We start from the raw sequence: 23987 nt of genomic DNA on the forward strand, positions 1-23987 counted from the left end.
GATTTTCCGTCCTACAAGTTGAAACGCTCAAAAGTCAACATCTGCTGTCAGGCCACCCTTGATTCCAGACGAAAGCTCAGTTCAGGCAAGCGTCAAGGCAGACTCTCAATCACAGTGCTCCCTGACGGAAAGTCACCCAGAGACACAGCGCCAACACGCTCCGGCGTCGTCCGAAGCCGTTCCATGAGTCTCCCGACCAGACTGTGCCCCAGGCCCCGTATAGGTCGCGGGCGCGCATCCGCGTCCCGGACGACCAGGAGCAGCATGGGGGCTGTCCCAGGGTCGCGCCGCCTCGTGAGGAGTGTCATGCGTCGCGTCTGTGCAGGGCTGGTGGTGGCGATGTTGGGGGGAGTGGGCTGTGGGGATTCGACGGAGGGAGGTGCGGGTCCCAAGCAGGAATCGGACTTCACGTCTCAAGAGTCCTTCTTCAAGGGAGGCTCACGCATCAAGGTCCGGCGGATGACCACGACCGACGGCTTGCGCTGGTCGGAGGCAACCTACGACGCCGCACGCCTCCGTCCCTGCACCTGGCAGCCCGTGGCACCCGACGGAGACCTCTACTGCCTGAGTGACAACCTCCACCGAATCGCCCGGAACGAGCCCCCCTTCTACCTCGACGCGAGCTGCACCGAGGAAGGTGTCATCTCCGCGAATCCGCTGCCCGCGGGAACCATCCTCTCGAAGGAAGCACCGCCTCCCGGAGTCCTCCAGCAACTGTTCCACCTGGGCGCCCGTGTCACCGGCTCCGTCTACCTCCGTGACACTTCCGGGGGCTGTCACGCCCTCCCGGGCAACGCCTCGCGAGCGGCCTACCGTTTCGGTGACGAGGTCACCGGCAACACGTTCGTGAAGGGCGTCTTGCGCCAGCACGTGTCCCGGGAGGGCATCGCGGCCCACTTCGTCGAAGGCGAGGATGGCTCCTTCAGCCTCCATCACCTCGAAGCCACCGAGCACGGCGTCACCTGCGCTGTTCAGCGGGCCCAGGACGCGTCACAGCGGTGCCTGCCCTCGGGTCAGGACGTCGCCATCGCGGCCATCGGTGGACTATCTGCGGACGCGAGCTGCAGCGAGCCCGTCTTCATTGCGCCCTCCTGCAATGCGCCCCGCTTCGCCGTCGAACACCCCGCGAGCCGATGCGAGACCGGAGCCAGCGCGTTCTCCACCGGCCCTGTGACGACGGAGCTGTATGCCAGGTCCGAGAACGGGACCTGCATGGAGTCATCCCTCGGCCCGAACGGACCCTGCCTCCATCGCGCCGGACAGGAGATTCCCCCCACGAGCTGGCCTGAAGCCAGGCACGTCGACATGCAGACCCATGGTCGCCTCGTCGTGCGCGGAGCCCGAATGAATGACTCGCTCCATGTCCCGATGGGTTTGTTCGACACCCAGTTGGACGCGGACTGCCACTTCGAGGCGGACACGAGCGGACAACCGCGTTGCTTCCCCACCACGCCCGCCTTCCACCTCGGGCTCTACGCGGATGCCTCGTGCACCCAAGCCCTGGCGCAGACCTACGAGGAGCACTGCTACACGGGCCCGTATGCCGTCGTCGCGGCCACCACGGCAGGAGACGCGCACCGCGCCTTCCACCTGGGCGCCCGTCATCAGGGCCCCACGTACGCCAAAATCATGCTCACAGGTCAGCCGACCCGCTGCGCCGAAGTCTCCACGCCCGCCACCAGCAAGCGCTGGTTCCTCGGCGAGGAGCTCCCCGCCAGTGCGCTGGTCCCAGGCAGGGCCACCCTCGACTGAAGCCCGTTCGTCCCGAGGCCCAGGCGCACGGTGAAACACCGTGCGCCCGTCCTCACGCGGACGTCATCCGCACCACTTCGTCGAACGCGGTGAGCCCCTGCGCCAGCTTTCTCACGGCGGCCTCGCGCAGCGTCCGCATCCCTCCGAGCCGAGCCACCTCCACCAGCTTCTCGTACGGGGCCTCGCGGGAGATGTGCTCCCGCAGCTCCCTGCCCGTGGTGACGATTTCAAAGACACCCGTGCGTCCGATGAAGCCCGTGCCACGGCAGCGCACGCAGCCCGCGCCCTTGAGCAATCGCACGCCCCCGGGGAGCAGCGGCAACGGCGCCTGGAGCGCCAGGAGCTCGTCGGGCGTCAACGACGTCTCCTCCGCGCAATGACTGCACACCCGCCGCAGCAGGCGCTGTGCCATCACCCCGAGCAGACTCTGCGCCAGCAGGAACGACGGCACGCCCAAATCCCGCATGCGCGCCACCGCGCCAAGTGCGTCGTTGGTGTGCAACGTGGACAGCACCAGGTGGCCGGTGAGCGCGGACTGGATGGCGTTCTCCGCCGTCTCCGCGTCGCGAATCTCGCCCACCATGATGACGTCCGGGTCCTGGCGCAGGATGTGCCGCAACGCCCCGGCGAAATCCAGCCCCACCTTGGGCTGCACCTGCACCTGGTTGAACGCGTCCCACACCATCTCGATGGGGTCTTCAATCGTGGTGACGTTGACGTCCGGCCCCGCCAGCGCCTTGAGCGCCGAGTACAGCGTCGTCGTCTTGCCACTGCCTGTCGGGCCCGTCACCAGGATGAGCCCGTGCGGCTGGTCGATCCACGACTCGAAGTTGGCCTTCTCGTCCGGCTCGAAGCCGAGCTGGGCGATGTCCTGCACCAACGTCTCCGGGTCGAAGATGCGGATGACCACCTTCTCGCCGAAGGCCGTGGGCAACGTGCTGACACGCAGCTCCACCTCGCGCCCATCCCGCTCCGTCTTGATGCGCCCGTCCTGTGGCTTGCGCTTCTCCGAGATGTCGATGCGCGAGAGCATCTTCACGCGCGACACAATCGGCGGATGCACCTGCGCCGGCAACGAATACACCGGATGCAACACGCCATCGATGCGCAGCCGCACCACGCTCGTGGCGCGCTTGGGCTCGATGTGGATATCCGAGGCGCGGTTGTCGAACGCGTAGCGCAGCAGGTAGTCCACCGCCTGCACCACGGGCCGGTCCGACGCCTCCAGCTCCTGCGTCCCGCTCAAGGAGACGAGCTGCTCGAAGTTGGAGACCTGTGCCCCACCCGACGCCGCGCTGAAGTCATCCGCCGCCCGCGCGAGCGTCTTCTTGAAGCCGTAGATGTCGGAGATGGACTTGAGGATGTCCGCCTTCGAGCTGAGCACCGGCTCCACCGGCAGCCCCGTCAGCCGGTGGAAGCTCTCGAACAGCTCCCGGTCGAACGGGTTCGCCACCGCGACCACCAGGCGCCCCTGCGGCGTGCGCTCCAGCGGCAGCAGCACGTGCTTCTGCGCATAGGGCCGCGACACCGTGCGCGTGGCCAGCCCCATGTCCAGCTTCAGCGGGTCGATCTTCCGGTACGTCAGCCCCGAGGCGCGCGCGGCGGCCTCGGTGACGCGGTCCTCGTCCAGCACGCCGCGGCCATTGGCCAACGGCACCTGGAACGCGGCCACCACCTCCACCGGGGACACGTCGTAGCGCGCGGCGTCCTTGCCGCTCGCCGCGGTCTGCGCCTTGAGCACACGCGCTCGCGCCGCGGGCTCCTTCGCGAGCACCTCCTGGGCCTGCTGGGGCGTCAACAGCCCCTGGCCGACGAGCGCCTCCAGGACGAAGAGCGTGGTGAAGTCCACCCGGCTCCTCACGGCAGACGCATTCGGGCCGCTCACGGCTTGTGCCACGTCCTTCTCCTTCCAGCCACCAGCAGCAACAGGACCAATCCCCCCAGGAAGGCCGCCGCCGACACGGGCGCGCCCTGGCAGCCACAGCCGTCCGGACCACCCGGGCCCTTCGGCGGCCCCGCGTCCACGGGCGGCGGAGGCGGCGTGCCCGCGTCGTTGCACAGCGTGCACGAGCCCGCGTCCGGCTTGGCCAGCGGATCGTAACAGGTGCCCGCGGCCGAGCAGAGCATGGAGGGCGCGCAGTCCTTCTCCGTCCGGCAGACGGGCAGACAGGCGGAGCTGCCCTGCTCCACCGTGCCGCACCTCAACGTCGCGTCACACGACGTCGCCGAGCAGGCCCGGACACACGCCCGCTCACCGTCCTTGTTCACCACCTGGCACGACGTCCCACCCGGGCACGCGCACGCCGCCACCGAGCACGGCTGCGCGCAGACGCCCTCCGTCCCCCCTTCCGCGACCAGGCAGTACTGGTTGGTGCCGCACTGCGCATCCGCCGTGCACGCATCCCCCACCTGCCTGCCCGCCGTCTGCCGAGGCACGCAGACGCGGTCGCACGTCCTGCAGACGGAGTTGCTGTCGCAATCCGCATCACCATAGCAACCGGGGACGCAGAGGTTCCCCTCGGGGCGCGTCTCGCAGGTGTAGCCGGGCCGACAGTCGCTCCCGCCGGGCATACAGGTCTTCAGACAGATGGAGCCCTGACCGGGGACGTCCGAGCACTCGGCGCCCGCGGGGCACGAGCCCGCGCCGCTGCAGGTCTCCGTGCAATAGCCCATGTCCCACCGGTCGAACTCCCCGTTGCCCGAGGGCGGGTCCACCGGCGCGATGCAGACGCCGTTGGTGTTGCCACAGCTGCGCGGGCCCGGCGTGCACTCGCGGCCCACGGGCGTGACACCGTCGGGCAGCGCCGGAAGACAGGCCTTCGTATAGCCATTCACCAACGAGGAGTCGCGGCAGACATAGGGCGCGGGGCACTCGCCGGAGGTGTTGCCAAAGCAGCCCTTCGCGCAGACCTTCAGGTCCTTGCCCGACACCGTGGACGGCGCGGTGACACACGTCAGGCCCGTGGTGCACGTGCCGCTCTCGCACGGGGAGCCGACCGCCCCCGTCTTCGGATAGAAGCGGCACAGCGCCGTCCTGTCGTAGTCCGCCAGCTGCCGCCGCGTCACGCCCGTGGGCAGGTCGAAGAACATCACCGCGCCAATGGCCTCGAAGCTGTCACCAAGCCCCAGGCAGTGGCCGATCTCGTGGGTCAGCACACTCTGGATGTCCATGCGCCCCGCCGGCGTGGGCGTCAGCGTGGACCAGGCGTAGTTCACCGCGTTGAGATAGACATCACACTGGTACACGTAGCCGCCGAAAGTCAGCGCCCTCGCGGCCGCGGGCCTGTCGCCTCCGTTGAGCGTGTCCTGAAAGTGAATATCGGTCGCGCTCGTCACCCAGATGGGAACGACGTTGAAGCGGTCCCCCGGGTCATCGACGTTCGCCATGGGCGAGCCCGTCGTCGCCACGCCGCCGTCCGCCGGGAAGGAGAACGTGGGCCACGCGCAGGTCGTCCCCTGCCAGGTCTCGAAAGCCGCGCGACTGGCCGCCGTCACCAGGGCCAGGTCATTGCCGGCGGGCTGGGCCGCACGCCCGTCCACGTAGAAGACGAAGGGGTCCGACGGCGTGCTGAGCACCCGGTACCCCAGGTCCCTGTATTCCAGCACCTGCTGCGCCGCCGCCGTGGCGGCCAACAACAGCCCAAGTACGACGGCGCTCCGCTGCGAACCTCGATTCATCGATGAGACCCCTCCCACGTCGCCTGACTCCCGGCATGCGGCCGGCAGGGCGATGGGAAGGCCAGTCTACTCGCGAACGATTCGCCTCGTGGCACCCACGCTGCTTTCCGCCCGGAACTCAGTTCCCCCGGACGGCGCGCACCGTGGCGTCCACCAGCGACTCGGGCGTGGGTCGCTCGGCGATGGCCGAGGCCGGCAGCCCCAGTTGCTCCAGCGCCGAGGCCGTCGTCGGACCGATGGCCACCACCCGCGCGGCGCCCAACCGCTCGCGCCCCGCGGCCTCCAGGAAGGCCTCCGCCGTGCGCGGCGAGGCGAACACCGCCACGTCGGGCGGCGAGGCCCCCAGCAGCTCCAGCGCCTCCAGCGGCAGCTCCGCCGGCAGCGAGCGGTAGGCCGTCACCCGCGTGACGAGCACCCCGGCCTCCCGCAGCGCGTCCTCCAGCTCGCGCCGACCGTCCTCCGCCGCGGGCAGCAGCACCTCGTCTCCGGACTGCAGGCCGTCCTTGAGCATCTCGAACAGCGCCTGCCCCGTGCCCTCCTCGGGCTCCGCGGCCACGTCCAGCCCATAGCCCTTCACCGCGCGCGCGGTGCGAGGCCCCACCGCCGCCAGCTTCACGCGGGAGAGCCTGTCGGACGTGCCCGCCTCCCGGAGCGCGTCCAGCAGCGCGTCCACCGCGGACGGGCTCGCGAACACCACCCAGCGGTAGCGCTGGATGTGCTCCGCGGCCGACGCCAGCGGGCGCGGGTCCTCCGGAGGACGCAGCTCCAGCAGCGGGAGGCTGAGCACCTCCGCGCCCTCGTCCTCCAGGAGGAAGCACAGCTCTTCGGCCCGCTCACGCGGGCGCGTCACCAAGACTCGGATGCCTTCCAGTCGCCGTTCCACGCGCGCGGCAGTCTAGGGCCGCGCGCCCGGGCGGCGAGCGAAATCACGCAGGATGTCCGCCGCGCCACGCGACAGCAGGTCGTCCGCGAGCGCCTCGCCCAGCTCGGCCGCCTTCGCCACGGGGCCACGCACCTCGCCCCGCACCACGTGTGCGCCATCCGGCCGGCCCACGAGTCCTCGCAGGTGCACCTTGCCCTCCGACACCGTGGCATGCCCCGCCAGCGGCACCGTGCAGCCGCCCTCCAGCTTCGCCAGCAGCGCCCGCTCCGCCGTCACCGCCACCCGCGTCGTCGCGTGCTCCAGCGGCGCGAGCAGACCGCACACCCGCGCGTCCGCCCCGCGGCACTGGATGGCGAGCACCCCCTGCCCCACCGCTGGCAGGCTCACGTCGGTGGACAGCACCTCCGTGATGACGTGCTCCAGCCCCAGTCGCTTGAGCCCCGCGTGCGCCAACAGCGCGCCGGCGAGCCCCAGCTCCTTCGTCTTCGCCAGACGCGTCTGCACGTTGCCGCGCACGCTCACGATCTCGAGGTCCGGCCGACGCGAGCGCAGGATGCAGCTGCGGCGCAGCGAGGACGTCCCCACGCGCGCGCCCTGGGGCAGCGCGTCCACCGTCGTCTGGCCCGCGGTGCCGCAGAAGGCATCCCGCGGGTCCTCGCGCTCGGGCACCGCCGCGAGCACCAGCCCCTCGGGCAGCTCGGATGTCATGTCCTTCAGGCTGTGCACCGCGATGTCGGCGCGCCCGTCGATGAGCGCCTGTTCAATCTCCTTCACGAACAGGCCCTTGCCGCCCACCGAGGACAGGGGCGCGGACAGGAAGCGGTCCCCCTCGGTGGTCATCTCGACGAAGGACACCTCGAGGCCCGGGTGGTGGGACTTCAGGAGCGCGCCCACGTGACGCGCCTGCCAGAGCGCCAGCGGGCTCTGCCGGGTGGCGATGCGCACGGACGTCATCGCTTCGCCCCCGTGGCCACCTGCGCCGGGCCCTGCGCGGACAGGGCCTGCGGCTGCTGCTCCGCCGCCTCCAGCTCCGCCTCGAGCAACCCGAACAGCTCCGCGGCCGCGCCCGCCAGCCGGTTGCCCTCGCCCTCCGGCCCCACCGCGCGCAGGCGCGAGGTCGGCTCGTGCAACAGCTTGTTGACGATGGCGCGCCCCATGGCCTCGATGCTCTTGCGCTGCTTGTCCGTCAACCCATCCCCCAGCGACGTCAACGTCCGCTCCACCTCGGCGCGGGCAATCCCCTCCGCGCGTTGCCGCAACCTCGCCAGCACCGGCATCCCCTCGCGCAGCGCGCGCTCCTTGACGAAGCGCGCCACCTCCTGCGCCACCAATACCCCGGCCTTGTGCGCCTCCTCGGCGCGCGCGGCCGCGTTGTCCGCGACGAACTTCTGGATGTCGTCCACGTCGTAGGCGTGCACCCAGTCCAGCGTGCCCACCCCGGGGTCGATGTCGCGCGGCACCGCCAGGTCCACCATGAACAGCGGGCGGCCACGGCGCGCCTTGCCCACCGCGCCCACATTGTCCCGCGTGAACAGCGGCACCGGCGACGCCGTGCTGCACACCACCACGTCCGCCGCCGTCAGCAGCGTGAAGAGCTCCTCGAAGGGCCGCGCCGTCCCGCCCACCTCGGCCGCCAGCGCCTCCGCGCGCGCCAGGGTGCGGTTGGTGATGAAGAGCTTCGTCGCGCCCGCCTGCTGCAGGTGCCGCGCCGCCAGCTCTCCCATCTCCCCCGCCCCCACCACCAGCACCGTCTTGCCCTTCAGCCCGTCGAACACCTTGCTCGCCAGCTGCACCGCCGCGGACGCCATGGACGTCGCCGCGCGGCCGATGGCCGTCTCGGTGCGCACCCGCTTGGCGCAGCCGAACGCCGCCGCGCACGCCCGCGTCAGCTCACCCCGCACCGCGCCCGCGCCCTGCCCGCGCTCGAACGCGTCCTTCACCTGGCCGAGGATCTGCGCCTCGCCCAGCACCATGGAGTCCAGGCTGGACGCCACGCGGAACAGGTGGATGAGCGCGGCCTCGCCCCGGTGCTCATACAGGTGCTCGGCCGCCTCGGGCCCGCCCAGCGCCTGCAGCTCCGACACGGCGCGCTCCCGGGCCACGCCCCCATCCGGCGCGGACAGATACACCTCCACCCGGTTGCAGGTGGAGACCCACAACACCTCCACCGGGGCCTGCGCCAGCTTCTGCAGCACCTCCACCTGACGCGCTTCGGACAAGGCCAGCCGCTCGCGCACCACCAGGGGCGCCGTGCGGTGGGACAGGCCAATGCAGACGAGCTCCATACTCAGGGAATCCTCATGACGGCGGCCGCGGTCGGCGTCGCGTCATACGAGGTGAGGAAGGACACCAGCACCAGGCAGAAGCCCGCCATGGTCAGCAATGCCACACGCCTCCCACGCCAGCCGGCGAAGATGCGCGCGTTGACCAGCGCCGCGAACACCGCCCACGCCACCACCGTGGCGATGGACTTGCCATCCCACTGCCAACCCACCGTGGTCGTCACGAAGAAGGCCCCCGTCGCCAGGGTGATCGACAGCGCGATGAAGCCCCACACCACCAACCGCCGGTTGAGGGTGTCCAGGAACTCCAGCGACGGCAGCCGCGCGAACAACAGCCCGAAGCGCTTGGCCCGCACCTGCCGCTCCATCAGCAGGTACATGACCCCCACCCCCGCGGCCACCGCGAACGCCGCCAGCCCCAACAGCGCCAGCGAGATGTGCAGCGGCAACAAGGGCTGGCGCACGCCGGGAGGCAACGGCGACTGGCCCCCGTGCAGCAGCAGGCCGGGCAGGAGCACCGTCACCGCCAGCGGCGTCAGGAACGCGCCGATGACGGGCCTGCGGTAGCGCACGTCCAGTGCCAGGAAGATGGCGAGCAGCAGGAAGGCCAGCGCGGAGAAGCCCTGCGCCAGGCCCACCGGACGGCCGCCCTGGGCGCCCAACAGCTCGAACAGGGCCACGCCGTGGAGCACCAGCCCCCCGCCCACCAGGACGCGACCGGCCATGGCCAGCCCTTCCGACTGGCGGACGAGGTAGGCGAGGTAGGCCACGGCGGCGATGCCGTAGGCGTGGCAGGCGAGCGATACGAGCGTGTGGCTCATGGAATCAGGCTCATAACCGCGGCAGACAGGCGAATCAGCCCATCTTGTTGAGGAGGAACGCCGCCAACAGGTCCGTCTCCGAATCGGGTTTCTTCCCCGCCGCCTCCGGCTTCGGAGCGCCGGAGGGGACCTCCGTCACATACCCTGGAACGACCTCGTAGGCGGACTCCCCCACCAGCACCGAGTCGGCCATCTGCTCGGCCCCCAGTCGGGAGAGCTGCTCCTCGGTCTTCACCTTGGCCACCAGGCCGTGGGTGTCCTCGCCCGACACCAGTTGCAGGAAATGCACGGCCGGTGAGACGGCGAAGGCCGTTCCACCCTCGGCCATGACCACCAGCCGGCCGTCACGCAGGTCCGCTTTGTCAGCCAGTGCCCACTCCTCGAGCTGGGCCTGGGGCAGGAAGAGCTTCGTCACGCCCGCCAGCCTACACCAGCGCCGCGCCCGGGGGGCGGATGATCCTTCCAGGTGAAACCCCGGGCTGCCGGCCGCATCATTGCGGGCGGACTGGCCCCGGCCCACCGGTTCTTGCAGCCCCACGAGGCGCGTACTAGACGACGCGCCATGCAGGCCACAGAGGGCCCCAAGGAGACATCATGGCAGGCGACAACGTGACGAATGTCGGAGATGGCGACTTCAAGCAGCAGGTGCTGGACTCCGAGCAGCCCGTGCTGGTGGATTTCTGGGCGACCTGGTGCGCGCCGTGCCGCGCCATCGCGCCCTCCATCGACGCGCTCGCCGAGCAGTACAAGGGCCAGGTGAAGTTCACCAAGCTCAACATCGACGACAACCAGGGCACGCCGCAGAACTACGGCATCCGGTCCATCCCCACGCTGCTCGTCTTCAAGGGCGGCCAGGTCGTGGAGCAGATCGTCGGCGCCGTCCCCAAGGCGCGCATCGAGGACGCCCTCAAGAAGGCGCTGTAGACCTCCGAGCGCCGGGCACGGGCCTGGCGGGTCGAGGCCAATGCCTCCCGCCCACGCCCTGTCCGGCGCTTCGTCGTACGGCCAGACGCCCCACCCCGTTTCGTTTCCGGGACGAATCAACCCGCGCTCCGCTCCTTCGCGTGACGCGCTTCGTCTCGCACCCAGCGTGAGTCCCTTGCGCGGCCCCGCCAATCCCACGCCACGCGCACGCAAACTTTTCGTGCCCTCTCAGCGATTTCTCAGACTTCGCGCCATTTTCACCCGCGCGGACAAATCCACCGCGATGCGCAAATCAGCACGCATGGCACGTGTGGGAAACACGTATCCCTTTGCAGTCGTGTCACCAATTTTTCGGGACGACTTGCGAGTCATGAGAGACCCCTCCCAGGCTGTATTGACAACGTTGACATCCACCGCCAAATAAGCGCATTGGGAGTCTTGCTTTGTTTGACTGTTTTCACGGGAGTTTTCATGGCACGACCACGTAAGGAGTTGTCGAAGGTCCCCCTGACCCCCGCCATGGTGAATTGGGCGGAGGCGCTGGGTGACGCGATTGGCCGAGGCGTCCTCCGCGCGATGAACCAGGGCATGCCGCTGTCGAGCGGCTCGGGGAGCAGCAATGCGCTGTCGGCGAGCCGTCGGCGCGGCCGTCCGCCCAAGGCCCTTGCGGGCAACATGGTGGCGGCGGACCGGCGTTGCACGATGCCGGATTGCACGCGCGAGCAGCGCTCGAAGGGGCTGTGTTCAGCCCATTACCAGGCGGAGCGGCGTCGCTTGTTGGCGGGTGGCAAGCCCGCCTGAGACACGGCGGTACGCGGTGGCGCCCACGGCCCTGGGCGAGCCACCCGCCGTCAATGCGTGTCAGGGGTGGGCATTCCCTCGCATGACGGGCAGGCTCGCGAGGGAGGGACGATGCGTCACTTCGCCTGCCAGGGGTCCGCTTCCGTGCTCGTCGCCTTGAGCAGCTCCCAGGCCGAAAGCACATCCACCACCCGCTCCAGCTCATTGGGCAGCGAGCGCGCCCGCTGCGAGCGCAGGTAGTCCTCCGCGAAGGCCCGCAGGCGGTTGCCCACGAAGAGCCGGGCCAGGGCCACCTCCGTCTGTCCACTGAAGTCGAGGAAGCGGATGCCGAAGCCGCTGCGGCCCCCGGGGCCGTCCTCGCGCTCCTCGCGGACGATTTCGGCCCGGGCCCGCACGGGCGCGGCGCCGGGCTCCAGCGAGAAGCTCACGCCCAGCACCGTCCCCAAGGGCAGGTAGAAGGTGCTCTCCAGGAAGGCGCCGCTGACGCTGACGTTGATGGACGCTAGGCTCGCCGCGAACCGGCGCCCGCCCTGGTCGTCATCCACCCAGACCTCGAAGCGCGTCGTCAGCTGCGCCCGCGGGAACTCCCGGTGCTCGGGCTCCCCCTGGTTCTTCTCGATGACGGGCAACAGCGCCGCCACGGGCGTGGGGGCCACCGAGGGAGGCCTGCGAGGCTCCTCCTTCACCGGAGCGCCCGGCCTGGCCACCACCGTCGCCGCCGGGGGCTTCACGTCCCTGGCCACCTGGGGAAGCTCCGCCACGCGGACACTCCCCGTCGCCTTCTGCCCACCCTTCCTCTGCATGCCTGACCTCCACCGGCCCGGGAGGGCTTCACCCTCCCCCCGGAATTGGTGGGTTGATTCATACACCACCCTGGGCCGGGCGCCGAGCGCTCGTGACGACCTCGTGAGTCTCCCGTCGTCGCGCGGCTCGCGATGTCTCAGAACATGTGACGACGCATGCTGATGTTCACCAGCAATCCAATGCTGAGCATCACGGACATCATGGAAGACCCGCCATAACTCATCAGCGGCAGGGTGATGCCCGTCACGGGCAGCAGGCCGATGACCATGCCGATGTTCTCGAACACCTGCCAGAAGAGCATGGCCACGACGCCCACGGCGACGAAGGCGCCGAACCTGTCCCGGGCGCTGAACCCCACCCCCAGGCCGAAGATGAAGATGGCGCCATAGAGCACCAGCAGGAGGGTGCACAGCACGAAGCCGTGCTCCTCCGCCCACACCGAGAAGATGAAGTCGGTGTGCTGCTCGGGCAGGAAGCGCAGGCCCGTCTGGGTGCCCTCGCGCCAGCCCTTGCCGGACACGCCGCCGCTGCCCACGGCGATCTTCGACTGCGCCGCGTGGTAGCCGCTGCCGCGCAGGTCCGCCTCCGGATCCAACCACCCGGAGATGCGCTGGCTCTGGTGCTTCTTCAGGTGGTGCCGGACGATGGTGGGCCGGGGCTCCGGCACCTCGCGGATGTAGTCGTTCCAGATGACGATGGCGCCCGCGAGCACCCCCGCCACCAGCGTGGCCACCAGGTACCAGCGCACCTTGCCGAAGAGGATGACGGTGAGCGAGGACAGGCCGATCATCAGCGCGGTGCCCAGGTCCGGCTGCACCAGCACCAGCACGAAGGGCACGCCCACCACCACCAGCGGCTTCCACAGCCGCACCAGGCCGTAGGACGGCTCATTGGGGCGGAAGTCGTCGTGGTAGACCTTGGCCAGCATCAGCACGACGCCAATCTTCATGAACTCCGCGGGTTGCAGGCGGAACGGGCCGATGGCGAACCAGCTCTCGGCGCCCTTGGCCGTGTGGCCGACGAAGCGCAGCGCGATGAGCGCCAGGATGTTGGCGACGTAGATGGGCATCGCCATGCGTTGGATCCAGCGGTAGTCCACCAGGCACACCACCAGCACCGCGACGATGCCCAGGCCCAGGTACAGGGCCTGGCTGGACCACACCGGCGCCAGCGGAGGACGCGACGCGGAGGCCAGGTTCCAGATGCCCAGCAGGGCCACGGCCAGCACGCAGAAGATGAGCCCCCACGGCACGTGGGGAACCATCCGCCGCTCAATCCTGAGTTGCATGCCTGTCCTCGGACTCCTCGTCGCCCGGAAGCTGCGTGGGGGGGCGCACGCCGCGCGTCATGGCCGCCTCGTCGGGAGACGGCGGGCGGAACATCGACGGGGTGTAGGGCTGGTTGGGACGCGGCGGCGGCGCCGTGGCGTCCAGCTTCTTCAGGTCCAGGTACTTCTGGATGACGGCCAGCGCCGTGGGCGCCGCGTCCGAGCCGCCGTGGCCGCCGTGCTCGTTGAGCACCACCACCGCGATTTCGGGATGGTCCGCCGGGGCGAAGCCCGCGAACCAGGCATGGTCTCTCTCGAAGAAGCTCATCTGGTGCGTCTTCAGGCGGATGGCGCCCAGGCGCGCCACCTGCGCGGTGCCCGTCTTCGCCGCCACCTTCACGTCCAGGTCGCGCATGTACTTCAGGCGCGAGCGGTACGACGTGCCGCCCGGCTCATGGGCCACCTTCACCAGGCCGTCGATGACGGCCTTCAGGTGCGCGGGCGGCAGGTCCACCCGACGGACGACCTCCGGCTTGAACTCCTCGATGACCTGGCCGTCCAGGTTCTCCAGCCGCTGCACCATCTGCGGCTTGTACAGCGTGCCGCCGTTGGCGATGGCCGCGTACATCAGCGCGAGCTGCAGCGGCGTGACGTTGTTGTCACCCTGGCCGATGGCGCTGTTGAGCGCCATGCCCTTGGTGTAGCCGCCGGGCGAGGCTTTGTCGTGGTACGCGCTGGTCGGCATGATGCCGGGCACCTCCGCCACCACGTTGATGCCGGTGGGGCTGCCCAGGCCCAGCGACTTGCCCATCTCGCCAATCGGGTCCAGGCCGATGGTGTCCGCCACCTTGTAGAACCAGGTGTCGCAGGAGCTCTTCATCGCGTCCAGGCCGTCGACGTGGCCGTGGCCTCGGTCCAGGTGGCAGCGCCAGGTGCGCGCGCCCAGCCGGTAGCCGCCGGGGCAGTTCACCACCGTCTCAGGACGGAACGCGCCGGACTTGAACGCCGCCAGCGCGGTGACGACCTTGAACGTGGAGCCCGGGCTGTAGTGCTCGGCCGCCACGCGGTTGACCATGGGCTCCAGCGGATCGCGCGACAGCTGTGCCATCTGCGTGGGCGTCACGCGGCCCGTCAGGAGGTTGGGGTCGAAGCCGGGCCGGGACACCAGCGCGCGGATGAAGCCCGTGTGCACGTCGATGGCGACCACCGCGCCGGTGACACCGGGGAAGGCGCGCTCGGCCTCCTCCTGCAGGCGCATGTCGATGGAGAGCACCAGGTTGCTGCCCGCCTTGGGCTGCACCACGGCGTTGTCGCCCAGCTTGACGTTGAGCTCTTCAATCTTCTGGCCGCGCGCGTTCACCACTTCCTTGCGCACGCCGTCCTGGCCGCGCAGGCGCTGCTCGAAGTAGCGCTCCAGGCCGCGCCGGCCGATGTAGTCCCCCAACGCGTAGCGCGCGCCGTCGCCGTTGAGCCGCTCGAGCTCGTCCTGGGTGATTTCGTTCATGTAGCCCAGCACGTGCGACAGCACCGTGTGGGTCCGGTAGAAGCGGTGCGGGACGGGCGCCACCTCCACGCCGTCCAGGATGTCCCGGCGCGCCGCCAGCCGATCATACTCGTCGCGCGTCAGGTCCACGCGCACCGGCACCGGCTGGAAGGGCGCGTTGCGGCGGCCCTGGCGCACCAGGTCCTCCACCTTCTTCGCCTGGTCCGCGTCCCACTGGAGCAGCTCCGCCAGCCGGGGGATGACCTGCGCGAAGCAGTCCGTGCAGAACGCGGGCGTGACGACGGCGTCGAAGGACGGGCGGCTGTCGACGAGGATGGTGCCGCGCGCGTCCTTGATGACGCCGCGGTCGGCGCGCAGCCGCACCTCCTTGACGAAGTTCGCCACGCTCTTGGCGGAGTACTCCTCGCCGCGGGTGATCTGCAGCCGGTAGAGCTGGATGGACAACAGGGCCAGGCCCGCCGTCATGGCCAGGCCCAGCCACAGGAAGCGCCGGCGCAGCTCGCGGCCCGGCGTCGTGTTGCCCAGCGTGGGGGGCGTCACCTCAGCAACCCCGCCGGACGGTCCTGCGCGGCCTCGAAGCGGCGCAGGAGCGGGAAGAGCGCCAGCGCCGCCAGCCCCGTGAGCGCCACCTGCAGCGGCAGCCCCGCGAGCGCCGGCGCCGTGCCGCCGTCCTTCACCGTCAGCCAGGTGAAGAAGGCCGCGAGCAGGCCATGCCCCACGTCCGCGCCCATGGCGAACAGCGCGAACGACACCGCGCCGCGCACGTCCACGAAGGTGGACACCAGCCGCCCGACGAGGAAGGTGAACACGGCCAGGAAGGTGAACAGCCCCGTGGGCTGGCCGCTCATCAGGTCCAGCAGGTAGCCCACCGCGAACGCGGAGAAGGCCCCTTCGAGCAGCGTGGCGCGCAGCGCGAGGAACGCCACCAGCACCACGGTGACGTCGATGCGGCCCAGCACGAGCCCCGCCTGCTTGACGACCACGGACTCCAACGTGAGCAGCGCCAGCGCGATGCCCACCGTCACCAGGAACTTCATTTCGACGCACCCTCCGCCGCGCTGCCCTGCGCCATCGCCTTGTAGGGACTGCCCACCACCAGCACCTCCTCCAGCTTGCTGGTGTCCACCGCCGGCACGATGTCCGCGCCCTGGAACATGCCGTGCTCCTTCTTCTCCAGGTTCGTCACCCGGCCCACCACCAGGCCCGGAGGATAGATGCCATCCGTGCCGGAGGTGATGATGAGGTCGCCGTTGTCCACGTCCTCGGTGCGCAGCATGTTCTCCAGCTTGAGCGGCCCGCTGCCCGCCCCCGACGCCGTGCCCCGCGCCCGGGAGCGCTGCACCAGCACCGCCACCCGGCTCTGCGTGTCCGTCACCAGCGCCACGTCCGAATAGCTGGAGGTCGCCCGGATGACCTGCCCCACGATTCCGTCCGGCGTCACCACCGACATGCCCCGGAACACCCCGTCCTTCTCCCCGCCGCTGATGCGCACCGACAACAGCTTCGCCACCGGGTTGACGCCCACCACCCGCGCCGGAATCTCCGGCCCCGGCGCCACCTCCGCGTACCCCAACAGCTTGCGCAGCCGCTCGTTCTCCGTGCGCGACTCCCCCAGGGCCTGCACCGAGGCGCGCAACTGGAGGTTCTCCAGCCGCAGCGCGTCATTCTCCTGCCGGACCCCGCGCAGATCGAGGTAGTGGCGCACCGCGGACACCGAGCCCTCGATGGTGGCGGTGAGCGCCTGCTGCACGGGCGAGGTGATGGCGATGACCGCCCGGTCGATGGGGTTGGGGTCCCTGCCCTTGCGCCCGCTCAGCAGGAAGGCGACCAGCGGGTAGAGGAGCAGGACGCCGACAATCAGGGGACGCCGGTATCGCTTGAGGAGCGACAGCACAGAGGGGAATTCCGGGGTGGGAGGAGGAAGCGGAGGGAGGGGGTGCGGCTAAACTCTCTAAATCGCTTGCATTTTCTGGTGCAGTGTCCTAGGCAGTCAAGGCCCGCGAGGGGGGTGGTCGCTGGTCCGCCACCCTTCAGCCGGGCTACCAACAACACCGCGTCGCGAGTCCTTCCGCACGACTTTTCTCGGCGCGTTTGCTCTCCGAAGTGACGACAATGGACGGTCTGAACCCCCGGAAGGTCCTCTCCCTGCTGTTCATCATCGGCATCGCGGTGGTGTTCACGCTGCAATTCGGGCCGGGCAGCACCGGCTTCGGCGCCTCGGGTCCGGTGACGGCACCCGGCTCGGTGGCCACCGTGAACGGCAAGGAGATCCCGCTGCGCGACTTCGCCACGGCCTGGGCCCGGCAGATGAGCTTCCTGCGAGCGCAGGGCAGCCCCATCCCCGAGTCCGTGGCCCGCCAGTTCGGCATGCACAACCAGGTGCTCGACAGGCTGGTGAACACGGAGTTGCTCGCCCAGGCGGCCGAGCAGCGCGGCATCACCCCCTCTGATGAAGAGCTGCGCAAGCTCATCCATCAGAACACGGACTTCCACGCCAAGGAGGGCGGGTTCGACTTCGCGCGCTACCAGCAGGTGCTGCGCGACTTCTACCGGAAGACGCCGCCGGAGTTCGAGACGGAGCTGCGCCGGCAGCTGGCCGCGCAGAAGATGATGGAGGTCGTCCGCGCCAACGCCACCGTGTCCGACGACGAGGTGCGCGCGCGCTACGAGAAGGACGGCAACCAGGCCAAGGTCGTCTTCGCGCGCTTCCTCCCCACCATGTACGCGGACAAGGTCGCAGCCCCCACGCCCGCGCAGCTGACGGAGTGGAAGAAGGCGCACGAGAAGGAGATCAAGGACTACTTCGAGGCCAACCGCTTCGTGTACCAGCAGCCCGAGCGCATCCGCGCGCGCCAGGTGCTGGTGAAGCTGCCCCCGGAGGCGACCGCCGAGCAGAAGGCGGAGGCCCTCAAGAAGGCGGAGGCGCTGAAGAAGGAGATCGACGGCGGCAAGGACTTCGCGCAGGTGGCGCGTGACTCCAGCGAGGACCCGGGCAGCAAGGCGCGCGGTGGCGACCTGGGCTGGGTGGAGCGCGGCAGCTGGGAGCCGGTGCTGGCGGACGCGGCGTTCGCGCTCAAGGCGGGCGAGGTGACGGCGCCGGTGGAGACGAAGTTCGGCGTGCACCTGGTGAAGGTGGAGGAGAAGCAGGCGGCCCAGGACAAGAAGCTGGAGGAGGTCCAGGACGAGATCGCCACCACGCTCTTCAAGCAGGAGCGCGCCAAGGAGACGGCGAAGGCGGAGGCCCAGAAAGCGCTGGCCACGGTGCAGGGTGGCAAGACGCTCAAGGAGCTCTTCCCCGCGGAGAAGGAGCAGCCGGCGCTCCTGCGCTTCGAGACGGAGACCCGTCCGGAGGCGGTGGAGACGGACAGCTTCACGGCCGAGGGTGAGGCCGTGCCGCACCTGGGCCCCGCGCCCGCGCTGGTGAAGGCGGCCTTCGCGGTGAGCGCGCCCCAGGTGCTGGGCGAGGTCTTCCCGGTGGGCGAGGGCTTCGTGGTGGCGCAGGTGGTGGAGCGCCAGAAGCCGGACACCGCGGGCTTCGAGCAGAAGAAGGACGCGCTGCGCGTGCAGGCCCAGCAGGCCAAGCAGATTGAAGTGACGGAGTCCTTCCTCAAGGCGCTGAAGAAGGGCGGCAACGTGGTGACCAACCCCGAGGCCATCGACTCGGTGGTCGGCGCCGGGTAAGTCACCCGCTTCAGCTGACAGCACGTGAGGGCCGGGCCGAGGGACTTCCCTCCCCGGCCCTCTCGCTTTTGCAGGGCCCGTGTTCAGCGCACCGGGAAGTCGGAGCCGCCGGAGGGCGTGTCCGGGCCCGGAGGCTCCGCGACGCAGAGGGCATCCCGGCCCCGGGCCTTGGCGCCGTACATGGCGAAGTCCGCGGAGCGGATGAGGTCCAGCGCGGAGGTGGCGTGGTCCGGATAGGTGGCCACGCCGACGCTGGCGGTGACGCGCACGTCCAGGCCGTGCTCCTGGAGGAAGGAGCGCCCGCGGAAGGCCTCACAGACCTTCTGGCCGATGTGCGCGGCGCCGTCCTGGTCCGTCTCCACGAGGAGGATGGCGAACTCGTCGCCCCCGTAGCGGAACACGGCGTCCAGCCCATTGCGCCCCAGGGACATGAGCAAATCGCCCACCTCCTTCAGCGTGGCGCTGCCCATGAGGTGGCCGAACCTGTCGTTGACGCTCTTGAAGTGGTCCAGGTCCAGGAACACGAGCGACAGCGGGTGGCGGAAGCGCGCCGAGCGCTTCACCTCCGTGTCCAGGAGCGCGCGCAGGTGCCGGGCGTTGTAGCAGCCGGTGTGCTCGTCGGTGATGGTGAGCTCCTGCACCCGGCGGAAGTTGCGCGCGTTCTCAATCGCGATGGCCGCGTAGTCCGCGATGGCCGTCAGCGTGGTGAGGTCGTCGTTGGAGAACGGCGGGTCCGTGGGGCCGTTGACCAGCTCGATGACGCCCAGCACGTGCCCGCGCGACAGGAGCGGCACGGCGAGGATGGAGCGGGTGTGGAAGGCGGAGGCCTCGTCGAAGCGGGGCGCGAAGCTGGGGTCCCCGCCCACGTCGTGCACCAGCCGGGCGACCCCGGAGGAGAACACGGCCCCGGCGATGCCCTCACCGGGGTTGAGCTGCAGGCCCTTGAGGACGCCGGCGCCCTCGCCCACCGCGATTTCGAAGTAGAGCTTCCCGGTGCGCTCGTCCTGGAGGATGAGGGACCAGTTGCGAGGCAGCAGCAGGCTGCTGACCTTCTGCATGACGAGCGCGAGCACCTCGCGCAGCTCCAGCGTGGACGTCAACGCCTTCGCCATCTCGTTGTAGGCGGCCAGTTGCTCCACCGTCCGCTTCATGGCCGACAGGAGGTCCGCGGGATTCATCCGTAGAGTCCACTCCGAGGCGCAAGTCTGCTAAGGCCTGGAGCCGTAACATGCACACGCACGCTGATCAAACGTTGCTCGTCCTGGCCTCCGGTTCTCCCCGCCGTCGGGACTTCCTGTCGCAACTGGGGCTCACTTTTACCGTCTCCGCGGCGGACATCGACGAGACACCCCACCCAGGCGAGGAGGCGGCCGCCTACGTCCTGCGGCTGGCGCGAGAGAAGGCCCGCGTGGTGGCCGGGCGCTCCCCTGGCGCCTTCGTCCTCGCGGCGGACACCACGGTGGCGCTGGGCATGACGCTGTTGGGCAAGCCCCAGGACCCGGCCGAGGCTCGCGCCATGCTCACCAGCCTGTCCGGCAAGACGCACGATGTGTACACGGGCGTCGCGCTCGCGGGGCGGCATGAAGAGGCGCTCGCGGTCCACACGCGCGTCACCTTCCGTGAGCTGAGCGCCGGAGAAATCGACTGGTACGTGGGCACGGGCGAGCCGGTGGACCGGGCGGGCGCCTACGCCATCCAGGGCAAGGGGGGCTTCCTCGTCGCGCGCATCGAGGGCAGCCCCACCAACGTCGTCGGCCTGCCGCTGGGCGAGACGCTCGCGCTGCTGACACGCGCCGGCGTGCCCCTGGCCTGGAAGCCCGCGCCATGAGCACGGGCGTCGCGGAGCGGCTGGCGTCGGTGAAGGAGCGCATCGCGAAGGCGTGCGAGCGCGCGGGGCGTCCGGTGGAGTCGGTGACGCTGGTGGCCGTGTCCAAGCTCAAGCCGGCGGCGCTCATCCGCGAGGCATACGCCGCGGGTCAGCGCGACTTCGGGGAGAACTACGCGCAGGAGCTGCGCGACAAGGCCCAGGAGCTGTCGGACCTGGAGGGCCTGCGCTGGCACGCCATCGGTCCCCTGCAGACGAACAAGGTGAAGTACGTGGCGAAGGTGGCCAGCGCCTTCCATGCGTTGGACCGGCTGGAGGTGGCGCGCGAGCTGTCCAAGCGGCGCGAGGGCACCTCGCCCCTGCCCTGCTACGTCGAGGTCAACGTGGGCGGGGAGTCCACCAAGTCGGGCCTGGAGCCCGCCGCCCTGCCCGACTTCCTGGGCCAGGCGCGCGCGCTGCCGGGCCTCACGCTGGTGGGGCTGATGTCGCTGCCGCCGCCCACGGACGACGTGGCCCGCGCGCGCGGTTATTTCGACGCGCTGCGCGAGCTGGCGCGGAGCCATGGCCTGCCCGGGCTGTCCATGGGCACCACGCACGACTTCGAGCTGGCAATCGAGGCGGGCGCCACGCTGGTGCGGGTGGGCACCGCCCTCTTCGGCGAGCGGGACTGAGGGCCGGCGCGCGGGTCAGATCTCCTTGAACTTCGCGCGGCCCTCCGCGCTGATCTTCACCTTGTACTCGCAGCCGCAGTAGTTGCAGCGCAGCTCGTCCCCGTCCCCGAAGCCATCGTGCACGGGGTTGTTGGCGTCGCAGCCCGGACAGTCGAACTCCTTGAGGCGGCCGCCCTTGGTCGTCTCCTTGGCGTCGTCGTCGTCGAAATCGTAGTCACCGGCCATGTTCCCGCGTCTCCAGGGCAAGGGGGCGACCTCCAGCCGGGGCCGCCTTCTCTTCGGGAGGCTAGCAGCGGTGTCGGCCGGTGGACACGCCCGGCGCGCCGCAGGGCGGCCGGGTTCAGGGGGCCGGGAGGCGCCGTGGGGCCCCTCCGTGCGAGACTCATGTCCCCTTCCGCCCCTCAGGTCGCCCCCACGACGAGGGAGCGGGCGTCCATTGAATGCCCGCCGCATAGGCACGTCGATGGGAAATGTGGAGTGGCGGGAATGGTTCGGGGGCATGGCCTGGCGAGTAGCAGGCGGGCTACTTAACTTCCTTGCGATGGAGCTCACTCGATGCGTGCGCAGTCCAATTGGGGGTTCGCGGCGGTGGTTGCGGGCCTGGTCTGGTCGGCGGCTGCCCTGGGCCAGGAGTCTTCCGCGAACCCGGCGTTCGGCCCCGGTGAGCAGGCGCAGTATCGCGTGAAGTACCTGGGCATGACAGCGGGCACCGCGCAGGTGACGGTGGGCGCGCCCATGAAGCAGTGGGGCGAGGACGTGTGGCCCATCGTCGCGGTGGCGCGCTCGGACGCGCTCATCGGCGTGTGGCCCATCAAGGACAAGTTCGTCTCCTACTGGAAGGCGGACACCCAGCGCGTGGTGGGCAGTGACTTGCACGCGGACGAGAACGGCAAGCGCCGCCGCCAGCGCATCAAGCTGCAGCCGGATGGCAAGAGTGTCTTCGTCGTCAAGCAGAAGGAGGGCGAGGCGCCGCGCGAGTCCACCGCCGAGGTGGCCGAGGGCACGCTCGACGTGACGGGGGCGACGTTCGCGCTGCGCAACCGAGAGCTCGTCGTGGGCGGCGAGTACGCCTACCCGGTGTTCACCGGCAGCAAGAGCTTCACCATGCGCGCCAAGGTGGAGTCGCGCGAGACCTTGAAGACGGAGCTGGGGACGCAGGAGGTCTTCAAGACGCGGGTGCAGGCGGAGTTCGGCGGCAGCCTGACGTCGAAGCGGGACATGTTCGTCTACCTCACCACGGACGCGCGGCATGTCCCGGTGCGAATCGAGGCGGACTTCGCGCTCGGCACGGTGGTGGCGGAAATCACCGACTACCAGCCGGGGCGGACGATGGCGGTGGCGAGCGCGGAGAGCGGTGGGTAGCACCGCTGGAGAGTGAAGGGGGCGGATGGGCGCGGGATGGGCGTGGGTGGTGATGGCGGCGCTGGCCGCCACGCCGGAGCCGAGGGTGGTGTCTCCCCTGGTCAAGGTGCGCCCGGGCTCCGCCTTCGCGTCGCGCCCCGTGGCCCGCCTGAGCGTGGCCCGCGGCGAGTGCGAGGGCACGCAGGTGGTGCTGCCCGACTCGGCCCGTCGCCTGAAGGTGAAGCCGCTGCTGCTCGGCGGTCCGTCGGACGCGCTGCGCGCGGACATCTGGCGCGTGGGCTACCTGGATGTCGAGGTGCCCTCCAACTCGGAGGGGGACGTGGGCCCGTGGCCCGATGCCCTGTTGCCGCTCGGCGCGCCCGAGCGTGACGACGCCCCACCCCGCCCCGTCGTGCTCTACGTGGAGGTCTGCGCGAAGGAGGACCAGACGCCGGGCACCTATCAGGGTCGCCTGCGCGCGAGCTTCAACAAGCTGGAGCACGTGAGCGTCCCCTTCACGGTGGAGGTGCAGCCCTTCGCGCTGCCGGCGACGTCCTCGCTCGCCACCAGCTTCGGCATCTCCCTGTACAGCATCGCCCGGGGCCACGGGCTCACCCCCGAGTCACCGGAGGCCCGCGAGCTCTTGCGCGACTACGCGCGCGTGCTGCTGGAGCACCGCGTGAGCGCGCATGGCCTGAGCATGACGCCGCCGTCCGTGCGCTTCGAGGGCGACACGCCCATCATCGACTGGAGCGACTACGACGCGGAGATGGCGCCCTTCCTCGACGGGAGCCTGCTGGTGTCGGGTGCGCGCTTCACCACGTCGGACGTGCGCGACAGCCGCAAGGCGGACACCGAGGAGCGCAAGGTCGCGTACTACCGCGCGTTCGCCGAGCACTACCGGACGAAGGGCTGGCCCGCGCAGCTCTTCTTCTACGCCAAGGACGAGCCGAAGCCGGAGGACGTGCCGCTCGTGCTCGCGCAGTCGCGCCGCGTGCGCGCCGCCGGGGGCAGCCGCGTGCTCATCACCACGCCCATGGAGGAGCCGCTCGCGAGCGCCGCCGACATCCTCGCGCCCACGCTCAACTGCTTCTTCCCCCGCCCCGGCCCCCAGACCTGCCGCGCCGTGCACACCATGGCCCAGATGCGCGAGCAGCTTCCCGAAGGCACCCGTATCTGGTGGTACCAGAGCTGCAACTCGCATGGCTGTGATGGGGGCCCGTCCCAGAAGCGTGCCCAGGAGAAGAGCTACAGCGGTTGGGCCTCGTACATGGTGGACCACCCCGCCGTGCTCAACCGCGCCATGGGCCTGCTCGCCTTCACGAGCGGCGTGGACGGTGAGCTCTATTTCGACACCGTCTTCGCCTACAACACCAAGCACGACGTCTGGACCGACGTGTTCGAGTTCGGTGGCAACGGCGACGGCACCCTCTTCTACCCAGGCACGCCCGGCCGCCTGGGAGGTTTCCGACACCACCCCGTGGCGTCCCTGCGCCTCAAGCACCTGCGCGACGGACTGGAGGACTACGAGTACCTCCGGCTGCTCTCCGCGCTGGGGGACGAGGCCTTCGCGAAAGACGCGGCGCGCAAGCTCGTGAGGTCCGGTTGGGACATCCGCCGGGATGCGCGAGAATGGGCGCAGGTCCGCCAGCTCGTGACGGCGAGGCTCCGGCAGCGGTGGTTGGCATCAGAATTCGCGAAGCGTCCGGGCCGTCACACGCCCAAGAGCACCCCGTAGTTTCTCTCTGGAAGG

Annotated in this window: 22 protein-coding genes; 8 read left to right on the top strand and 14 right to left on the bottom strand. The window is 70.0% G+C overall.

All coding sequences use genetic code 11. The features are described 5' to 3' along the window. Positions 1-306 precede the first annotated feature (306 nt). Positions 307-1752, top strand: coding sequence for a hypothetical protein (locus OWM54_RS04705; RefSeq protein ID WP_267696729.1), 1446 nt, complete (start codon positions 307-309; stop codon positions 1750-1752). 52 nt (positions 1753-1804) lie between these two features. Here OWM54_RS04705 and OWM54_RS04710 read toward each other — a convergent pair whose 3' ends face one another. From OWM54_RS04710 to OWM54_RS04740, 7 genes are all read right to left on the bottom strand, one after another. Further along, positions 1805-3649, bottom strand: a complete 1845-nt coding sequence (locus tag OWM54_RS04710) for a GspE/PulE family protein (RefSeq protein ID WP_223746769.1) — start codon at positions 3647-3649, stop codon at positions 1805-1807. Next, entirely contained in the window at positions 3634-5430 is a 1797-nt protein-coding gene (locus OWM54_RS04715) for an adhesin (protein ID WP_267696730.1), read from the bottom strand. Before OWM54_RS04715 ends, OWM54_RS04710 begins: the two co-directional genes overlap by 16 nt. A 118-nt stretch (positions 5431-5548) precedes the next feature. Next, complete coding sequence (locus OWM54_RS04720) at positions 5549-6283, bottom strand: uroporphyrinogen-III synthase (RefSeq protein ID WP_267696731.1); 735 nt, start codon at positions 6281-6283, stop codon at positions 5549-5551. Between the two features lie 42 nt (positions 6284-6325). Further along, positions 6326-7267: a hydroxymethylbilane synthase gene (gene hemC / locus OWM54_RS04725; RefSeq protein WP_267696732.1), complete on the bottom strand. Its 942-nt coding sequence runs from the start codon at positions 7265-7267 to the stop codon at positions 6326-6328. Continuing rightward, on the bottom strand, positions 7264-8598 hold the full coding sequence (hemA, locus tag OWM54_RS04730) for a glutamyl-tRNA reductase (RefSeq protein WP_223746766.1): 1335 nt from the start codon (positions 8596-8598) through the stop codon (positions 7264-7266). The genes hemC and hemA overlap by 4 nt, the downstream gene beginning before the upstream one ends. Before the next feature lie 2 nt (positions 8599-8600). After that, the gene (locus OWM54_RS04735) at positions 8601-9416 is read right to left on the bottom strand and encodes a cytochrome C assembly family protein (protein ID WP_141323221.1); all 816 of its coding nucleotides are present in this window, start codon (positions 9414-9416) and stop codon (positions 8601-8603) included. A gap of 34 nt (positions 9417-9450) precedes the next feature. Next, positions 9451-9831, bottom strand: coding sequence for a hypothetical protein (locus tag OWM54_RS04740; protein ID WP_194869015.1), 381 nt, complete (start codon positions 9829-9831; stop codon positions 9451-9453). Between the two features lie 179 nt (positions 9832-10010). Here OWM54_RS04740 and trxA point away from each other — a divergent pair, with 179 nt between their 5' ends. Together trxA and OWM54_RS04750 are read left to right on the top strand one after the other, a co-directional pair. After that, positions 10011-10340 carry a thioredoxin gene (gene trxA / locus OWM54_RS04745; RefSeq protein ID WP_223746765.1) on the top strand — a complete coding sequence of 110 codons (330 nt, stop codon included), beginning with the start codon at positions 10011-10013 and terminating at the stop codon, positions 10338-10340. A gap of 471 nt (positions 10341-10811) precedes the next feature. Continuing rightward, positions 10812-11141 (top strand): hypothetical protein, encoded by a 330-nt coding sequence (locus OWM54_RS04750; RefSeq protein WP_046712903.1) that lies wholly within the window; start codon positions 10812-10814, stop codon positions 11139-11141. A gap of 116 nt (positions 11142-11257) precedes the next feature. Here OWM54_RS04750 and OWM54_RS04755 read toward each other — a convergent pair whose 3' ends face one another. The 5 genes from OWM54_RS04755 to mreC all read right to left on the bottom strand — a co-directional run bounded on the left by OWM54_RS04755 (position 11258) and on the right by mreC (position 16610). Next, a complete protein-coding gene (locus OWM54_RS04755; protein ID WP_267696733.1) occupies positions 11258-11944 on the bottom strand; it encodes a PilZ domain-containing protein in 687 nt (228 codons plus the stop codon). A 137-nt stretch (positions 11945-12081) separates the two neighbouring features. Further along, positions 12082-13233: a rod shape-determining protein RodA gene (rodA, locus tag OWM54_RS04760; protein WP_267696734.1), complete on the bottom strand. Its 1152-nt coding sequence runs from the start codon at positions 13231-13233 to the stop codon at positions 12082-12084. Beyond that, positions 13217-15256: a penicillin-binding protein 2 gene (mrdA, locus tag OWM54_RS04765; RefSeq protein WP_267696735.1), complete on the bottom strand. Its 2040-nt coding sequence runs from the start codon at positions 15254-15256 to the stop codon at positions 13217-13219. The genes rodA and mrdA overlap by 17 nt, the downstream gene beginning before the upstream one ends. Next, positions 15253-15753 (bottom strand): hypothetical protein, encoded by a 501-nt coding sequence (locus OWM54_RS04770; protein ID WP_141323212.1) that lies wholly within the window; start codon positions 15751-15753, stop codon positions 15253-15255. The genes mrdA and OWM54_RS04770 overlap by 4 nt, the downstream gene beginning before the upstream one ends. Continuing rightward, positions 15750-16610 (bottom strand): rod shape-determining protein MreC, encoded by an 861-nt coding sequence (gene mreC / locus OWM54_RS04775; protein WP_141323211.1) that lies wholly within the window; start codon positions 16608-16610, stop codon positions 15750-15752. Before mreC ends, OWM54_RS04770 begins: the two co-directional genes overlap by 4 nt. A 218-nt stretch (positions 16611-16828) precedes the next feature. Here mreC and OWM54_RS04780 point away from each other — a divergent pair, with 218 nt between their 5' ends. Further along, entirely contained in the window at positions 16829-18397 is a 1569-nt protein-coding gene (locus OWM54_RS04780) for a peptidylprolyl isomerase (protein ID WP_174816718.1), read from the top strand. 83 nt (positions 18398-18480) lie between these two features. Here OWM54_RS04780 and OWM54_RS04785 read toward each other — a convergent pair whose 3' ends face one another. After that, positions 18481-19575 (bottom strand): sensor domain-containing diguanylate cyclase, encoded by a 1095-nt coding sequence (locus tag OWM54_RS04785; protein ID WP_141323208.1) that lies wholly within the window; start codon positions 19573-19575, stop codon positions 18481-18483. A gap of 50 nt (positions 19576-19625) precedes the next feature. Here OWM54_RS04785 and OWM54_RS04790 point away from each other — a divergent pair, with 50 nt between their 5' ends. Together OWM54_RS04790 and OWM54_RS04795 are read left to right on the top strand one after the other, a co-directional pair. Further along, a complete protein-coding gene (locus OWM54_RS04790) occupies positions 19626-20225 on the top strand; it encodes a Maf family protein (RefSeq protein WP_223783014.1) in 600 nt (199 codons plus the stop codon). Then, a complete protein-coding gene (locus OWM54_RS04795; protein WP_267696736.1) occupies positions 20222-20893 on the top strand; it encodes a YggS family pyridoxal phosphate-dependent enzyme in 672 nt (223 codons plus the stop codon). The genes OWM54_RS04790 and OWM54_RS04795 overlap by 4 nt, the downstream gene beginning before the upstream one ends. Positions 20894-20908: 15 nt before the next feature. On the opposite strand, the gene OWM54_RS04800 is transcribed toward OWM54_RS04795, so the two are convergent. Then, a complete protein-coding gene (locus OWM54_RS04800) occupies positions 20909-21118 on the bottom strand; it encodes a hypothetical protein (RefSeq protein ID WP_141323204.1) in 210 nt (69 codons plus the stop codon). A 330-nt stretch (positions 21119-21448) separates the two neighbouring features. Here OWM54_RS04800 and OWM54_RS04805 point away from each other — a divergent pair, with 330 nt between their 5' ends. Both OWM54_RS04805 and OWM54_RS04810 read left to right on the top strand, forming a co-directional pair. After that, positions 21449-22255, top strand: a complete 807-nt coding sequence (locus OWM54_RS04805) for a DUF3108 domain-containing protein (protein ID WP_223746759.1) — start codon at positions 21449-21451, stop codon at positions 22253-22255. A 25-nt stretch (positions 22256-22280) separates the two neighbouring features. Next, positions 22281-23972, top strand: coding sequence for a DUF4091 domain-containing protein (locus OWM54_RS04810; RefSeq protein WP_267696737.1), 1692 nt, complete (start codon positions 22281-22283; stop codon positions 23970-23972). Positions 23973-23987 lie beyond the last annotated feature (15 nt).

The organism is Myxococcus sp. MISCRS1, assembly GCF_026626605.1.
GTDB classification, from domain to species: Bacteria; Myxococcota; Myxococcia; order Myxococcales; family Myxococcaceae; genus Myxococcus; species Myxococcus fulvus.

Excerpts from the sequence above, each read along its gene's own strand:
- OWM54_RS04705 (WP_267696729.1), top strand. The coding sequence starts at position 307 with ATGCGTCGCGTCTGTGCAGGGCTGGTGGTGGCGATGTTGGGGGGAGTG.
- OWM54_RS04715 (WP_267696730.1), bottom strand. The coding sequence starts at position 5,430 with ATGAATCGAGGTTCGCAGCGGAGCGCCGTCGTACTTGGGCTGTTGTTG.
- hemC (WP_267696732.1), bottom strand. The coding sequence starts at position 7,267 with ATGACGTCCGTGCGCATCGCCACCCGGCAGAGCCCGCTGGCGCTCTGG.
- hemA (WP_223746766.1), bottom strand. The coding sequence starts at position 8,598 with ATGGAGCTCGTCTGCATTGGCCTGTCCCACCGCACGGCGCCCCTGGTG.
- OWM54_RS04735 (WP_141323221.1), bottom strand. The coding sequence starts at position 9,416 with ATGAGCCACACGCTCGTATCGCTCGCCTGCCACGCCTACGGCATCGCC.
- trxA (WP_223746765.1), top strand. The coding sequence starts at position 10,011 with ATGGCAGGCGACAACGTGACGAATGTCGGAGATGGCGACTTCAAGCAG.
- OWM54_RS04750 (WP_046712903.1), top strand. The coding sequence starts at position 10,812 with ATGGCACGACCACGTAAGGAGTTGTCGAAGGTCCCCCTGACCCCCGCC.
- OWM54_RS04755 (WP_267696733.1), bottom strand. The coding sequence starts at position 11,944 with ATGCAGAGGAAGGGTGGGCAGAAGGCGACGGGGAGTGTCCGCGTGGCG.
- rodA (WP_267696734.1), bottom strand. The coding sequence starts at position 13,233 with ATGCAACTCAGGATTGAGCGGCGGATGGTTCCCCACGTGCCGTGGGGG.
- OWM54_RS04770 (WP_141323212.1), bottom strand. The coding sequence starts at position 15,753 with ATGAAGTTCCTGGTGACGGTGGGCATCGCGCTGGCGCTGCTCACGTTG.
- OWM54_RS04780 (WP_174816718.1), top strand. The coding sequence starts at position 16,829 with ATGGACGGTCTGAACCCCCGGAAGGTCCTCTCCCTGCTGTTCATCATC.
- OWM54_RS04785 (WP_141323208.1), bottom strand. The coding sequence starts at position 19,575 with ATGAATCCCGCGGACCTCCTGTCGGCCATGAAGCGGACGGTGGAGCAA.
- OWM54_RS04790 (WP_223783014.1), top strand. The coding sequence starts at position 19,626 with ATGCACACGCACGCTGATCAAACGTTGCTCGTCCTGGCCTCCGGTTCT.
- OWM54_RS04795 (WP_267696736.1), top strand. The coding sequence starts at position 20,222 with ATGAGCACGGGCGTCGCGGAGCGGCTGGCGTCGGTGAAGGAGCGCATC.
- OWM54_RS04800 (WP_141323204.1), bottom strand. The coding sequence starts at position 21,118 with ATGGCCGGTGACTACGATTTCGACGACGACGACGCCAAGGAGACGACC.
- OWM54_RS04805 (WP_223746759.1), top strand. The coding sequence starts at position 21,449 with ATGCGTGCGCAGTCCAATTGGGGGTTCGCGGCGGTGGTTGCGGGCCTG.
- OWM54_RS04810 (WP_267696737.1), top strand. The coding sequence starts at position 22,281 with ATGGGCGCGGGATGGGCGTGGGTGGTGATGGCGGCGCTGGCCGCCACG.